This is a genomic window from Streptomyces sp. NPDC015171, from assembly GCF_043079545.1.
Classification (GTDB): domain Bacteria; phylum Actinomycetota; class Actinomycetes; order Streptomycetales; family Streptomycetaceae; genus Streptomyces.
On record NZ_JBIBUO010000008.1, the window covers coordinates 353,930 to 368,195 of the forward strand.

Consider the following 14,266-nt stretch of genomic DNA (forward strand, 5'->3'; position numbering starts at 1 on the left):
GCGCAAGGTCACAGCAACCGCTCGACCAGCCCCTCGACGTACTCCGCTTCGAGCGGCCCCATCCCGAACAGCACCCGGATGTACATCGGCGCCAGCACATGATCCAGCACCTCCAGCGCATCCGGCGCATCCTCACCGCGCTCGCGGGCACGATCGAGCATCGACTCCAGCTGCCGGGCACGCGCGTCCCGGATGGCGTCTCGGGCCTGCACCCCCTGCTCGCCGTGGCCGCTCAGCGCGACAGCCAGGTGCAGCACCGCCGGCCCGTCGGGCCCGGTGATCTCGCGTGCCACCTGGGCCGCGTACGTCCGCAGGTCACCCGCAAGACTCCCGGTGTCGGGCATCGGTGACCGGGTGTTGAGGCGGTTGAGCGCCACCTCGGTGAGGAGGTTCTCCAGGTTGCCCCACCGGCGGTAGACGCTGCTGTCGGCCACGCCCGCGCGGGCGGCGACCTCGCCGACGGTGAAGTTGCCGTAACCGCGCTCGCTGATCAGGTCGGTGACGGCCTGATGCACCGCCACGCCGACGCGGGCGCTGCGTCCTCCGGGCCGGCGGGCCGGCTGCCGCTCGTTCATGTCTCACACCTTAACGCAGTCAGTGCTTGCGTTTGTGGGGCGCACCAGCTTACAGTCCACTAACGCAGTCGCCGACTGCGTTTAGGGTGCTCGGGTGTACCACCGGCCAGGGCCGCCACCGCCAGAGCCGACAGAGGGGAATCCCCATGACTGAACCGCCCGCGGCCGCAGGCAGCCGGCCGCACCGGGCCTTGCTGCTCACGGTGACCTGCCTGGGCCAGTTCATGGTCCTGCTCGACAACACGATCGTCGGGGCCGCACTGCCCGACATGCAGCACCGCCTGCACACCGAACTCACCGGCCTGCAATGGATCGTCGACGCGTACGTTCTGCTCGTCGCCATGCTGCTGCTGTCGGGGGGCATCTTCGCCGACCGCTTCGGCCGCAAACGCGTCTACCTCACGGGCGTGGTCGTGTTCACCGCCGCCTCCGTGCTGTGCGCCCTCGCGCCCACGCTCGGCTGGCTGATCGCCGGCCGGGTGCTGCAGGGCGTCGGCGCCGCGGCGCTGAGCCCCGCCTCGCTGGCGCTGCTCGCCGCGGCCTGTCCCGATCCGCGGGAGCGCGTCAGGGTGATCGGGCTGTGGGCGGGTTTCAGCGGGATCGGCCTGGCCGCGGGTCCCGTGGCCGGCGGTGTGCTGACGGAGGCCTTCGGCTGGGCCGCCATCTTCCTGGTCAATGTGCCGATCGGCGTGGTCCTGCTGCTGCTCGGCCTGCGCCACCTCGCCGAGTCCCGTAACCCGGACGCCCGCGCGATCGATGTCCCCGGCACGGTGCTGTCCGTCCTGGCGGTGGGCGCACTCACCTACGGCCTGATCGAAGGCGGCGCCCGCGGCTGGACGTCACCGCTCATCCTGGGCAGCTTCGCCGCCGCGCTCGTCCTGCTCGCCGCCTTCGTCACCGTCGAGGCACGCCGCGACGCACCGATGCTGCCGCTGCGGCTGTTCCGGGAGCGCCTGTTCACGGTCTCCAACATCGCCATGGTCATGGTCGGATTCGCGCTCATGGGCTCGACGTTCTTCTTCTCCCAGTTCTTCGTCTACGTCCAGGGCAGCTCGATCCTCCGCGCCGGCCTGCAGACCCTCCCTGTCTCCCTCGCCATGGTGATCGTCAGCCCGTTCGCGGGCCGGCTCGCCGCCCGGTACGGCTTCCGCACCGTGGTCACCACGGGCCTGGCCCTCGCCGGACTGGGCCTCCTGGCGCTCGGCACGGTGCACGCCGACACCGGCTACGGCAGCGTGTGGTGGCGCCTCGCCCTCGCCGGCACCGGCTTCGCGCTGACCCTGTCCCCGCTGACGGGAGCCGCCATCCAGGCGGTCAGCCCGCAGGAGGGCGGACTCGCCTCGGGCATCAGCAGCACCACCCGGCAGATCGGCGCCGTACTCGGCGTGGCGGTCCTCGGCGCCGTCGTCCGCACCCGGCAGTCCGGCGGCGCCTCCTTCGAGACCGGCCTCGACGGCGCCTTCCTCACGGCCGGCGCCGTCACCCTGGCCTCCGCCGTCTTCACCGGCCTGTGGCTGGCGAAGTCCGGGCCCGCGAAAGCCCCGGCGCGTCCCGATACGGCCCCCACGCCGAACACGGTGTCCGCCCACAACCGTTAGTCCACCGGAAAGGAACCGCCGCCACGATGCCACCCGTCCCCGCCGACCCCACCGTTCTCCACCCGATGCCCGAACACCCGCGCGTCGTCCTCCTCAAACCCCTGGTCAAGTCGCCGCTCATCGACGTCGGAGACTTCTCCTACTACGACGACCCCGACGATCCGACCGCCTTCGAGACCCGCAACGTCCTCTACCACTACGGCCCCGAGCGCCTCACCATCGGCAAGTACTGCGCCCTGGGCACGGGCACCCGGTTCCTCATGAACGGCGCCAACCACCGCATGGACGGCCCCTCCACCTTCCCGTTCCCCACCATGGGCGGCTCCTGGGCGGACCACTTCGACCTGATCACGGGCCTGCCCGGACGCGGCGACACGGTCGTCGGCAACGACGTCTGGTTCGGCCACGGCGCCACCGTCATGCCCGGTGTCCGCATCGGCCACGGCGCGATCATCGCCTCGGGCGCCGTCGTCACCACCGACGTCCCCGACTACGGCATCGCCGGCGGCAACCCGGCCCGGCTCATCCGTACCCGCTACGAGGACGCCGACATCGCCCGGCTCCTCGCCGTCGCCTGGTGGGACTGGCCCGCGGAACACATCACCCGGCACGTGCGCACGATCATGTCGGGAAGCATCGCCGATCTGGAGGAAGCCGCCGCACAGCGCGACCGGGCCTGACACCGTCCCCCACGGGAGAACTCGAGTGGCATGCCTTCTGTGCGTCGCACCGGGTCTATTCGGCCCAGGCACGCTCCAGCAGGGTGCCGAAGGGGGCGGGCTCTCGCCCGATCAGCTCGGACAGCGTCGAGTCGACGGCAGTGAACTCGCCATTCCGCGCCGCGGCGAAGATGCTCAGCAGCAGATCGGCGATCGGGGCCGGGGCGCCGTGCGCCAGGGCCTGCTCGTGGAAGGCGTCGTCGGGGACGACGGTGCGGGTGAAGGACCGGCCGGTGGCTCGGGACGCGATCCCGGCGATGGTGCCGAAGTCGAGCGCCGCCGGGCCGGTGAGCGGCGGAGTGGGCCCCTCGAAGCGGCCCTCCGCGGTGAGGATTGCGGCTGTGGCATCGGCGAGGTCATCGTGGCCGGTCCAGGCGACGGGGCCGTCGGCGGGGAGGGCGATGTCGCCGGTGTGGCGGGCGGACTCCAGGAACTGCAAGGCGCTGGCCGCGTAGAAGCCGTTGCGCAGTGCGGTCCAGGGCAGGCCGGTGGCGCGGAGCAGGTCCTCGGTCCGGGCGTGGTCACGGCACGCCTGGAAGCGGGAGTCGTGGGCGGCGCCCATCTGACTGGTGTAGAGGATGCGGCCGACGCCTGCTTTCACGGCGGCCTCGATGGCGGTGCGATGGCCGGTGACGCACTCCTCGCCCGTGCGGTCGAGGGAGACGAGGAGCAGCTGCTCGGCCCCCTCGAAGGCGTGCACGAGCGAGGCGGGGTCGTCGAAGCTGCCCTGCCGGACACGGACGCCGCGGTCGGCGAGCTCCTGGGCCTTGCGGGGGTCGCGGACGCTGACGCCGACGCGGTCGGCGGGAACGCGCTCCAGGAGGCGTTCGACGGTGCGACGGCCGAGCTTTCCGGTGGCTCCGGTCACGATGATCATGGAATCTCCCGACGATGTTTCCAGTGGAATCGCTTTGACGTTAACACTGAAATATCGATGGAACCAAGACCTCGATATCATCGGTTCATGGCTACGCGCGAGATCACCGACAGCCCCCGTCGCCGCATCGTCGAGGCGGCCGTCGAGCTACTGGAGAACGGCGGCCCGGACGCGGTGAGCACCCGCGCGGTCGCCGCCGCGGCCGGAATGCAGCCGCCGGCGATCTATCGCCTCTTCGGCGACAAGGAGGGGCTCCTCGAGGCCGTTGCGGAGCACGGCTACGCGCAGTTCCTGGAGAGCAAGCGCGCGCTGCTCGATCCCGAACCGCAGGACGCGGTGGAGGACCTGCGCCGCGGCTGGGACACGGTGGTGGAGTTCGGGATCTCCCGCCCCGAGCTGTTCGCGGTGATGAACAGGGCCACCGGCCGGGGGGCGGACATGGCACACCGCGCGGGCCTGGAGATCCTCCATGGCCGGGTGCGCCGGCTGGCGGCCGGAGGGTGGCTGCGGGTGGACGAGGAGTTGGCCGCCCAGATCATCCAGGCCACCGGCCGAGGCGCGGTCACCACCTGGCACTCCACCCCGGCAGAACGCCGCAATCCGGCGCTGCTGACCGTCCTCCGCGAGGCCATGGTCGCCGCCGTCACTCGCGCCGAACCGACGGTCCCCGCCGCGGAGACCGGCCCCGCCGCGGCGGCCCGCGCGCTGCGCGCCGCTCTCCCCGACGACGCCGACGTCCTGAGCGACGCCGAGCAGCACCTGCTGCGCGAGTGGCTCACTCGCCTGGCAGCGGACGGTGGTGCTCCGCGTTCCTGATCGGGCGTCATAAGCCTTCGTGGAGGGCGGACCTTCCGAGGAGAGATCGTTCGACGAAGCGGCGTCCACCGAGAGGGGCCGCGGGCGGCCACACGGCTCCGGCCGGTTTCCCCTCGTCGGCACAAGTCCCCGCCAACCTCGCCACGGATGCTCCGCCAGACCGCCGCCTCGAGTTGACCGGACCTCCCAGATCGCGGACGTTCCTGCCAAGGGGTTGGCACGCGCATGCCGTAACCGTTCGGGGGTGGGTACAGGTGTGGGGCGGCCCTGGAACCAGGGCCGCCCCACACGCGGCTATTCACCGCCCTCAGGGTCGGCCGGTGTCCTTGAGGGACTCCTTGGCTTCGCGGGCGTTGCCGGCGGCCTCGGCCGCGTGGCCCTTGGCGATCAGTTTCCGGTTGCCAGTGGCTCGTCCGGCTGCCTGGGCGGCCTTGCCGACGGCCTGCTCGGCTTTGGCCCGGGCCTTCTCGCTGGCGGCCATGCTGTTCACCTTCCTCGGTGCCGGTTTCAGATGCTGGCTGTGCGCATGACCCGTCACCGCGCCGGTAAACCAGAGGCCGGTGCCCCACATGGGACGGGTTCCGGGCCGCCGTCTCGGCTGACGCAGAAGTGGTGGTGCTGCGCTCGCGTCGCGGTACCCAGATGGGACCGGCGTTCCCGGAGATCGCCGCCGGGTCGGCACGCTCTCCGGGGAAGGTGGTGTGGCGCGAGGCGGATTCATGGGACTTCACGCAGATCAGCGCCGCTTTCCTCGACGCTGGCACCTGCAACAGGTGGTCCGGTATCGCTGGTTCGCGTGAAGGGCCTTGGGCTTCCCGAACGGATCGCGGCAGACGCCCGAGGATTCGTGAACTGGTGGAGAAGCCGCACTCGGCTGCCCTGCTGCCCTGCTGCCCTCAGCGTGCGAACTTCTCGATGGCGGCCGGGGTGACCGGGGTGAAGAAGTTGACGAGATTGCCGTCGGGGTCGCGGAACAGGAGTGCGCGGTTGCCCCAGGGCATGGTGGTCGGCTCGTTGACGAAGTCCTCCACGAAGCCGCGCAGGTTCATGTACACGCTGTCTACGTCGTCGACGAGGAATTCGAGGATGACGCTGTGATTGTCGGCCGGGCGTGCGGAGCCGGGCGCGAACAGAGGGACAGTGCGGGTGCTGCCGATCGCGAGGGTGGCCGAGGCGGTCCTGAGCTCGGCGAAGTCCTCGTTGGCCCAGGTGGCGGACACCTTGGTGGCGCGCTCGTAGAAGTCGACAAGGCGTGCGACGTCACTCGTGATGATGCGGATGGAGACGAAGTGCATGGGTTTTCTCCCCTGGCGGTTCCGGTGCTGACGACCGCACGCTACGACCAATACCGGGCGGAACTCGCCCGGTATATGCGCGAGACTTCTGGTCATGTCCCGACCTCTTGCGCGCGTCCTCACCCTGCTGGAGCTCCTGCAGTCGGGCGGCGTCCGGAGCGTGCCCGAACTCGCCGACCGGCTGAACGTCGACGAGCGCACCGTACGGCGCTACGCACAGCAGCTCGTCGAGCTCGACATACCCGTCGAGTCGGTGCGCGGCCGATACGGCGGCTACCGGCTCGCTCCCGGTTACCGCATGCCTCCGCTCATGCTGAGCGACGACGAAGCGCTCGCCGTGCTGCTCGGCCTGCTCGCCGGTGGGCGATCGGGCCTGACGGCTATGACGGACACGGCGGCCGAGACGGCGATCGCCAAGATCCGGCGAGTGCTGCCCGAGCGGCTGCGCCGCAGGCTCGACGCTGTGCTCGGCTCGCTCGCCTTCACAGAGCCGCCCGGCAAGGCGGCAGCTGCCCCGGAACCCGCGATCCTTCTCCCGGTTGCCGATGCGGTGCACCACCACCGGCCCCTCTCGATCCGGTACACCTCCGGCGACGGCCGGTGCAGTGAGCGCACCCTGCACCCGTACGGGGTCGTCGCCCACTCGGGCAGGTGGTACGTGACGGCCGCGGATCTTTCGTCAGGTGAGGACCGGATCTTCAGACTGGACCGCATCACCGGTGTGCGCACCCTGTCCGGTTCCTTCGAACCACCCCCCGGAATCGATTCGGCGAAGCGCGTCCTGACAGGGCTCGCCACGGTTCCGTACCGGCATGAGGTGACCCTGCGAATCCAGGGGACGGTCGAGCAGATCCACACCCGGCTGCCCGCCGGCATCGCCACCGTGGCGGAACTGCCTTCCCCGGTCGGCGCGGACCCGGTCACGGAGCGCTGGTGCCGTGTCGAACTGCGTGCGGACCGGCTCGACTGGCTGCCTGCCGTACTCGCTTCATTGGATCGCCCCTTCGTCATCGAACGCCCGGATGAACTCCGCGGCCTCGTAGACGCTTTCGCCGAACGGCTCGCGGACTTCGCCCGGCGTACCCCACCCCCATGAGAGATCGGTTGTGAGCCGGTGCGGGACGTCGTGAGCCTCGTACTGCTCCGGACCGGTGCTCGGCGGACAAGACCCGCGAATCGGTCGGCCAGGGCATCGCCAACATCGTCACCGGTTTCTTCGTGGCATGGGCGGCTGCGCCATGATCAGCCAGACGATGATCAACGCGGAGGTATCCGGCGCCCGCACCCGTGTGTCGACGTTCGACTGGCATTCCATCGCGCCGAAGACCCTCAGGCGGATGCCGGCAGGGGAGATCGCCGTGATGGTGATCACCGTCGCCTGCGTGGTGGCCTCCCCAACCTCGCCATCGGCGTCGTCGTCGGCTCGCTCACCGCCATGGTCGTCCTCGCCAAGCGCGTCGCCCATCTGGCCGAAGTCACGGCAGTGACCGAACCGGACGGCAGCACGGTCGTCTACCGGGTCACCGGCGAGCTGTTCTTCGCCTCCGCCAACGACCTCGTCGGCCGGTTCGACTACGGCTCCGACCCGAAGAGGGTCGTCATCGACCTGAGCGCGGCGCGTGTCTGGGATGCCTCCTCCGTTGCCGCCCTTGACGCCATCGAGACCAAGTACGCCCAGCGTGGCAAGACCGTCGAGATCACCGGCCTCAACCAGCCGAGCGCTGCCATCCACGGCAAGCTCACCGGGGAGCTTGCAAGCCACTGACTCCCTCCGGAACACTTGCCGCAGCACCGCCCGCAGGGTTACTCCCGGGAGAGGTGTGGGGCAGGGCGACAGCGCAGGAGATCAGGGCAGGTGCCAGCGAGGGCGAAGCCCCCCCCGAGTCCGTCCGTCAGAGGACGGTCGATACGGCGCTCGAACGACCTGGGCGCTTTCGAGCACATGGCGATGCACGGACTGCCAACTCCGTCGGTGCGGCGGCTCCTAGCCTCATGGCGCGACAGGACTGATCCACCCTCAATCGGGAGACTCCGGGAAAACCGTGCTGAAAAGAATCTGCTCCGCCTTGCTGACCCTGGCCATCTCCATGGGCCTGGTGACGACACTGAGCGGTACCGCGTCCGCCACCAACTACCAGGTGATCGACTGGCACATCTCGAACATCACCGCCGGCGGAAACACCCACCACCAGAACTACTGGAACCTGATCGACGCCATCCACCGGTACACCTATGGTGATCCGACCGGCGTCAACAGCGTCACCGAGACCACCACCGAACGCGGCCGCCTGATCCAGGTGCGTGTCCTCGACACCAACAACGCCCACCTCGCCTCCGTCTACCTCTGGGCGAACGACCTCTACGTCGCGGGCTTCTATGCCCCGCAGACCAATACCCACTGGGCGTTCCAGGACCGGATCAACGAGTTCCAGACCGCGCTGGGCGTGACGGTGCCCGCGAACCGCCGGATCGCCAGCGGTAACTACAGTGACATCCCAGGCGGCAACGACCGGGGATCCCTCGCCCCCAACCCCGAGAACATCTACAACGCCATGCGCACCCTCGGCCGCGCGGCGACGTACAACGACGCGACGGGGCGCGCGGTGCTGATGGCGACCCAGATCTTCTCGGAGGCGGCGCGCTTCGGTGTGGTCTTCGACGTCGTCCGGGGCAACATCCAGACCCCCACCCGGAACCGGCCGCTGAACTACTTCGACCCACAGCGCGGAAACATCCTCGCAGCCAACGTGGAGAACCAGTGGGGCGCCATCAGCAGGTTCATCCGTGAAGCGCGCGCCAATCCGTCCGGCCAGACCATCTCCATCATGGGCCACACCGTCACCACCATCGCGGCAGTGCTCTACTACATCGGCTTCATCGAGACCAATGGGGGCATCATGCACGGCTCGTCATGAGACGGAGCCCGGATCTGACCTGGCTGAGCACTCCAGTCGGTACCACGTGCCAAGTCCGCCGCTTGGCCGGTAGCGTACTCGTGGGCTGACTATCGCGCTCAGGCAGACTTACGGCGGCCGGACACGTATGCCCGGCCGCCACCGCGTAACAGGCTCCTCGGCCGACGGTTGGTCGGCTGGGCGGCCAGCCTCACGGCCACTTCTTCCCTGCGAAACATCAGAGGCATGACGCGGCACGTGCGGATTTCCTGGACCTGAACCGGACGGCGCCGAGCCCTGAAGATCTCGATGCGAGTCAGCCGCAGCGGCTTTCGCGTTGCTCGACGGAACCCACCTGTTTCATGCGCCGGATCTCGTGCTCTGCCGCTTCCAGGTGCCCGAGGTCGAGGGCCATCGCGGCGCGCCCGGCGACGTAGAAGATGTCCTGGCGGATCCGGCAGTCCAACTCCGGTTGACGGCACAAGGCCAGGAATCGCACTTCGAGACTGAGTTCGATGCGGCCCATCTCGTCCCGAACGCCGACCGGGAGTGTGGCGTGCCGGAGATCCTTGGCGTAGTCGCGCGTCTGTCGGTCGGCCTCGTCAGGCCGGGCTTCTACGGGACGATAGGGGTGATCATTCCACTCCGTGTCAGCCCACCGGACGAGTTGGTCCAGAGACTCCGAGGCGGTCTCCAAATCCGCGGGGGAGGCGGAGAGCGCCGTCTCCGCGTCGGCAACCAACTGGGCGAGACGGCGTCGCGCGTCGTCGTCCCCCGCCACGCACATCGCGACGAAGCCCGACAACACGTCGAGCCTGCGCGACACCTCCGCCAGCTGCCAGATCTCGTACAGGCCCGCCATCCACCATTCCCTCGCTCGCCGACCGCGTCTCCGCGCCCCGAACTCTATGACGCGCCCCCGCCAGCGGGGCCAACGGTTTTCCCGGGCTCAGCGAACGAACCTCATGTCCGTTCGCGGGCACGCAGGTCAGCAGATCACTGGTCCTGCCGCCCCACGGCCGCCATCCTCCGATCGCCGCCGGCGTCACCGTCCGCTTCCCGATCCGCACGGCGGCGAAGAGCAGGGCACCGTCGGCCAGGGCCGCGGCCGGGACTCGGATCACGGGGTGTCGAGAACCCTATGATCCTGGGAGGGCACGTCATCGGCTGCGGCGTCCTCGGCTTCCCAGCGAAGCAGGTCGCCCGGCTGGCACTCGAGCACCTCGCAGAGCGCGGCCAGCGTCGCGAACCGCACCGCCTTGGCGCGGCCGTTCTTGAGTACCGCCAGATTGGCGGGGGTGATCCCTACGCGGTCCGCGAGCTCACCCACGGACATCTTCCGCCTGGCCAGCATCACATCGATGTCGACGGCGATCGGCATCAGATCACCTCGTCCAACTCGGCCTGCATCTGCGCCGCTTCGACGTCGCGCGCGACGGCCTGGGCGAGCAGCATCCGCAGTACGAGCACGATGAGAGCGACCCCCAGGATGGCCACGCCGACCCCGCCCATGATGACGGTGACGCCCGGGTCGTCCCGCTGGCCCGGCGCATTGGTGATCGTGATCGCGAACCACACGAGGGCGGCCGCCACGATCGCGCCGATCACGCCGTCCACGTACCGGAAGGCGGCGTGGGAGAACACGGTTCCGCGTCGCACCATCGTCACCAGCCGCCATACGCAGACCAGGGCGACCTGGACCGACACCATGCCCAGGATCGTGATCACGCGCAGCGCGGTCAGCGGGAGCGACCCGTCCTCCGGGTCGCTCCCGCTGACCAATGTCCAGACCATCAATGCCTGCACGCATACGGTGCCGGTGAGCACCACCACGAGCACGGCGCGCAGCGCACGCACGGTCAGCTTGCCCATCGCCTATCCTTCCATCGAACTACGATGGAAATCTATCGAGATTCGATAGATCAAGCAAGCCGGTATGTGTTTCCGGCCGGCTCGTGGGCTCGTGGGCTGGTCGGCAGGAGCGAGTGGTGATGGCTGCGGAGCGCCGTCCCTGAATCCCGGCCGCAAACGACCGCCGGGCAAGTCGGGGGTCCGCCGACGGCACCACGGATCCCGTCTTCCTGAGAGGACTCAACCTCTGATGTCCGTATGGCCATCCATCGTTGCCGTGCTCGGTACCCTCGCCGGTGCCCTGACCGCCGGACTTCTCCAGCACCGTTCGGCACGCACCGTTCGGCGATGTTCCATCGGGAGTGGCTGGCTCTGTCCGAGGCGGGCACGGAGCACCAACTGGAGGCTCAGGCAGGGTCGCACGACACCCGGGCGTCGATCGCCGCTCCCCAGATACGCCTCCAGGTCCTGGTGCCCGAGCTGGCCGGTCCCGCGCAGCGGGCCGCAGATGCCACGTACGCGCTGCGCAAGGCCACCACTCGCGCCGAACTGGACGCGGGGCGGCATGCGGCCTAGGAAGCGTCCGTGGCCTGCGTCGCCGCGGCCGCTACGCTGCTGGGCCCCGACAGCCGCTGACTGAGGGCGGCCAAGGTCGCCCTCCGGCCCTCCCCGCCCACCGGCTACGGCGCGTCCGTTCGGGCGGAGTGACCGGTGCTCCCTTCGTAGGGGTACGGCAGTGACGGAGTGCGCCCCGGATGCTTGTCCGGGGCGCACTCGCTTCTCGCCGGGTGCCTTGCCTGCCCTGTGAGGGCACGCCCGTCAGCCGGTCCGTGCTCGTGGGGGCTCAGCCGCTCGGCCTCGCCTGATCGCGCGACTCGGGTGCGGGCGCTGTCACGGTCGTTGCCACCGTGCAGCCAGGCGCGGCGACGTCCTCCGGGACCGCCGCACGGACATCGCCGTCACCCGGGCCAGCTGACCCGCTGCGTGCGGAGCGGAACTTGTGTGCACCGCTGCGTCGCAGGGACCAGTCCGTCGCCGCAGATGCCAGGTTGTGGCGGGGTCGTGACCGGCTGGCGTGAGGTGTGGTGGCAGTGACCGTTGGGTGAAGGAGGGGTGGGGGAGTTGTCGTATCTGGCCGTTGCGCGTGGCGCGGCGGGCGGGGAGTGCGGTTTTGTCATGTGCGCATCTCCAACCCCCCACGGTTGACGGAGACTTTCATGTGCCGTTTCCATTCCGGCCTGCCCGCGGCAGGTGTGCTCCTGGTCGGCCCCCCGGCCGCGCCGGCACCCGCGCTCGCAGCCGTGCTCGCGGAACCACCGATGCCGCCGCCCGTCGCGACCGCCCGCACCGGGCCGGCCGCCGCCCTCGCTGTCGCCACTCCCGGTGGACGGCTGCGGCCGGGACGCGTTCGGTATCCGGTCGAAGCGGTCCGGCGGCTGCACGACCCGCCTGGACGCCCCGGCCTGTGACAGCGAGGACGTCCAGATTGGGTCCGGCGGCTGCCGGCCCTCGTCCGGCGCCGTCGATGCCGGACACCTGCACGACCTGACACACACGCGTCCATTCCCTACGGGCAACCGCGGTGACGCCGTACAACCGCCGGCCCCGGCATGCCGGGGCCGGCGGCGCGCACGATTCGCTGACGCGGCACGTGTCGGCCAAGGCAGTGAGGCCGGCTCGCGCAGAGCCGACCGCCTCCGGCCGTGGCGACGCGCGCGGCTCCTTCGGTGTGCCGTTTTCCCTGGTGGGAGTGGTCGGCCGAATCTCAACCAACATCACGCAGCGGGGTAGTGACATGTACATGCCATGCATGGCAGTCTCTGTTCACCCGCTGTTCGAGCACCATCCATTCCGCAGCTGTTCGGGTCGGCCCCATACCGGCCCGGCTGCGTTCCCCCCACAACAAGGAGCCTTTGTTCGTGAGCCTCCTCAACGTGCGCCACAAGCGCACCACTTTGGCCATCGCGACCGCGGTGGCGGCCGGAGCCCTGCTGTCCACGGGTCTGGCCACCAGCGCCACGGCACAGACCCCGGCCGGTTCCGCCGCCAGGACGCCGGCCGCCGCGCCGGCCACGCTCTCCGCCGCTGCCCGCACCACCCTGATCCAGCAGGCCCAGTCCGGCGCCGCCACCACGGCGCGGCGAATAGGTCTGGGTGCCAAGGAGAAGCTGGTCGTCAAGGACGTCGTGAAGGATGCCGACGGCACCGTCCACACCCGCTACGAGCGCACCTACGCCGGCCTGCCGGTGCTCGGCGGCGACCTGATCGTCCACACGGCGAAGTCCGGCAAGACCGAGGGCGTCACCAGAGCGACCACGTCGGCCGTCAAGGTGGCCTCGCTCAAGCCGCAGATCACCGCCGCCAAGGCGGAGAAGCAGGCCGTCTCCGCGGCCAAGACCCTGGGCTCGGCCAAGGCCGTGGCGGACGGGGCCCGCAAGGTGGTCTGGGCCGGCTCCGGCAAGCCCGTCCTCGCCTTCGAGACGGTCGTCGGCGGCCTCCAGGACGACGGCACCCCCAACCAGCTGCACGTCATCACCGACGCCGCCACCGGCAAGAAGCTCTTCCAGTACCAGGGCATCGAGACCGGCGTCGGCAACACCCAGTACAGCGGCAAGGTCGACCTGACCAGCACCCAGTCAGGATCGTCGTACACCCTCACCGACGGCACGCGCGGCGGCCACAAGACCTACAACCTCGACCACGGCTCCGACGGCACCGGCACGCTGTTCTCCCAGGACAGCGACACCTGGGGCGACGGAAAGGTCTCCAACGCGGCCACCGCAGCGGCGGACGCCGCCTACGGTGCCCAGGAGACCTGGGACTTCTACAAGAAGACGTTCAACCGCAGCGGCATCAAGAACGACGGTGTCGGCGCCTACTCCCGTGTCCACTACGGCAACGCCTACGTGAACGCCTTCTGGGACGACAGCTGCTTCTGCATGACCTACGGCGACGGCACCAACGACGCCGCCCCCCTCACCTCACTGGACGTCGCCGGCCACGAGATGAGCCACGGCGTCACCTCCAACACCGCGGGCCTGGAGTACTCCGGCGAGTCCGGCGGCCTCAACGAGGCCACCTCCGACATCTTCGGCACGGGGGTGGAGTTCTACGCGGCCAACTCCACGGACGTCGGCGACTACCTCATCGGCGAGAAGATCGACATCAACGGCGACGGCACCCCGCTGCGTTACATGGACAAGCCCAGCAAGGACGGCGGCTCCGCCGACTACTGGTCGGCGGACGTCGGCAACAAGGACGTGCACTACTCCTCCGGCGTCGCCAACCACTTCTTCTACCTCCTCGCCGAGGGCAGCGGCGCGAAGAAGATCAACGACGTCAGCTACGACTCGCCCACCCAGGACGGCTCCACCGTCACCGGCATCGGCCGCGACAAGGCCCTGCAGATCTGGTACAAGGCGCTGACCACGTACTTCACCTCGACGACCGACTACAAGGCCGCCCGTGAGGGCACCCTGAAGGCGGCAACGGACCTGTACGGCGCGGACAGCACCGAAGCCAAGGCGGTCGCCGCGGCTTGGACCGGGGTCAACGTCAGCTGACCAACGGATCGCACAGGGTGCGCCCCAGGGGCTCCAGCCCCTGGGGCGCACCCGCACTCCTCGCCCGGAGATGCCGCG

Annotated in this window: 14 protein-coding genes and 1 pseudogene; 8 read left to right on the forward strand and 7 right to left on the reverse strand. The window is 69.6% G+C overall.

The window, feature by feature from the left end; genetic code table 11:
* Positions 1-8: 8 nt before the first annotated feature.
* The gene (locus tag ACF073_RS23640) at positions 9-575 is read right to left on the reverse strand and encodes a TetR/AcrR family transcriptional regulator (RefSeq protein WP_392073014.1); all 567 of its coding nucleotides are present in this window, start codon (positions 573-575) and stop codon (positions 9-11) included.
* A 146-nt stretch (positions 576-721) separates the two neighbouring features.
* On the opposite strand from ACF073_RS23640, the gene ACF073_RS23645 reads away from it, so the two are divergent.
* Positions 722-2,173 carry an MFS transporter gene (locus ACF073_RS23645; protein ID WP_392073016.1) on the forward strand — a complete coding sequence of 484 codons (1,452 nt, stop codon included), beginning with the start codon at positions 722-724 and terminating at the stop codon, positions 2,171-2,173.
* A gap of 26 nt (positions 2,174-2,199) precedes the next feature.
* Entirely contained in the window at positions 2,200-2,853 is a 654-nt protein-coding gene (locus tag ACF073_RS23650; protein WP_392073018.1) for a CatB-related O-acetyltransferase, read from the forward strand.
* Between the two features lie 55 nt (positions 2,854-2,908).
* Here the strand turns inward: ACF073_RS23650 and ACF073_RS23655 are convergent, their stop codons facing one another.
* Positions 2,909-3,769, reverse strand: a complete 861-nt coding sequence (locus ACF073_RS23655) for an SDR family oxidoreductase (protein WP_392073020.1) — start codon at positions 3,767-3,769, stop codon at positions 2,909-2,911.
* A gap of 87 nt (positions 3,770-3,856) precedes the next feature.
* Between ACF073_RS23655 and ACF073_RS23660 the strand changes: the two genes are divergently transcribed.
* Positions 3,857-4,585 carry a TetR/AcrR family transcriptional regulator gene (locus tag ACF073_RS23660; RefSeq protein ID WP_392073022.1) on the forward strand — a complete coding sequence of 243 codons (729 nt, stop codon included), beginning with the start codon at positions 3,857-3,859 and terminating at the stop codon, positions 4,583-4,585.
* Between the two features lie 307 nt (positions 4,586-4,892).
* Here ACF073_RS23660 and ACF073_RS23665 read toward each other — a convergent pair whose 3' ends face one another.
* Entirely contained in the window at positions 4,893-5,066 is a 174-nt protein-coding gene (locus ACF073_RS23665) for a CsbD family protein (RefSeq protein WP_392073023.1), read from the reverse strand.
* Between the two features lie 415 nt (positions 5,067-5,481).
* The gene (locus ACF073_RS23670; RefSeq protein ID WP_392073026.1) at positions 5,482-5,880 is read right to left on the reverse strand and encodes a VOC family protein; all 399 of its coding nucleotides are present in this window, start codon (positions 5,878-5,880) and stop codon (positions 5,482-5,484) included.
* 94 nt (positions 5,881-5,974) lie between these two features.
* On the opposite strand from ACF073_RS23670, the gene ACF073_RS23675 reads away from it, so the two are divergent.
* The 3 genes and pseudogenes from ACF073_RS23675 to ACF073_RS23685 all read left to right on the forward strand — a co-directional run bounded on the left by ACF073_RS23675 (position 5,975) and on the right by ACF073_RS23685 (position 8,795).
* Complete coding sequence (locus ACF073_RS23675) at positions 5,975-6,976, forward strand: helix-turn-helix transcriptional regulator (RefSeq protein WP_392073028.1); 1,002 nt, start codon at positions 5,975-5,977, stop codon at positions 6,974-6,976.
* A gap of 62 nt (positions 6,977-7,038) precedes the next feature.
* Positions 7,039-7,645 (forward strand): annotated as a pseudogene (locus ACF073_RS23680) (SulP family inorganic anion transporter); the annotation flags it as partial.
* Between the two features lie 277 nt (positions 7,646-7,922).
* On the forward strand, positions 7,923-8,795 hold the full coding sequence (locus ACF073_RS23685) for a ribosome-inactivating family protein (RefSeq protein WP_392073029.1): 873 nt from the start codon (positions 7,923-7,925) through the stop codon (positions 8,793-8,795).
* Between the two features lie 295 nt (positions 8,796-9,090).
* Here ACF073_RS23685 and ACF073_RS23690 read toward each other — a convergent pair whose 3' ends face one another.
* The 3 genes from ACF073_RS23690 to ACF073_RS23700 all read right to left on the reverse strand — a co-directional run bounded on the left by ACF073_RS23690 (position 9,091) and on the right by ACF073_RS23700 (position 10,646).
* A complete protein-coding gene (locus ACF073_RS23690; protein WP_392073031.1) occupies positions 9,091-9,636 on the reverse strand; it encodes a hypothetical protein in 546 nt (181 codons plus the stop codon).
* Positions 9,637-9,894: 258 nt separating this feature from the next.
* Positions 9,895-10,155, reverse strand: coding sequence for a helix-turn-helix domain-containing protein (locus tag ACF073_RS23695; RefSeq protein WP_392073032.1), 261 nt, complete (start codon positions 10,153-10,155; stop codon positions 9,895-9,897).
* On the reverse strand, positions 10,155-10,646 hold the full coding sequence (locus ACF073_RS23700; RefSeq protein ID WP_392073033.1) for a DUF2975 domain-containing protein: 492 nt from the start codon (positions 10,644-10,646) through the stop codon (positions 10,155-10,157). The genes ACF073_RS23695 and ACF073_RS23700 overlap by 1 nt, the downstream gene beginning before the upstream one ends.
* Before the next feature lie 327 nt (positions 10,647-10,973).
* Here ACF073_RS23700 and ACF073_RS23705 point away from each other — a divergent pair, with 327 nt between their 5' ends.
* Positions 10,974-11,201 (forward strand): hypothetical protein, encoded by a 228-nt coding sequence (locus tag ACF073_RS23705; protein ID WP_392073035.1) that lies wholly within the window; start codon positions 10,974-10,976, stop codon positions 11,199-11,201.
* A 1,343-nt stretch (positions 11,202-12,544) separates the two neighbouring features.
* Positions 12,545-14,188, forward strand: a complete 1,644-nt coding sequence (locus ACF073_RS23710) for a M4 family metallopeptidase (protein WP_392073036.1) — start codon at positions 12,545-12,547, stop codon at positions 14,186-14,188.
* Positions 14,189-14,266 lie beyond the last annotated feature (78 nt).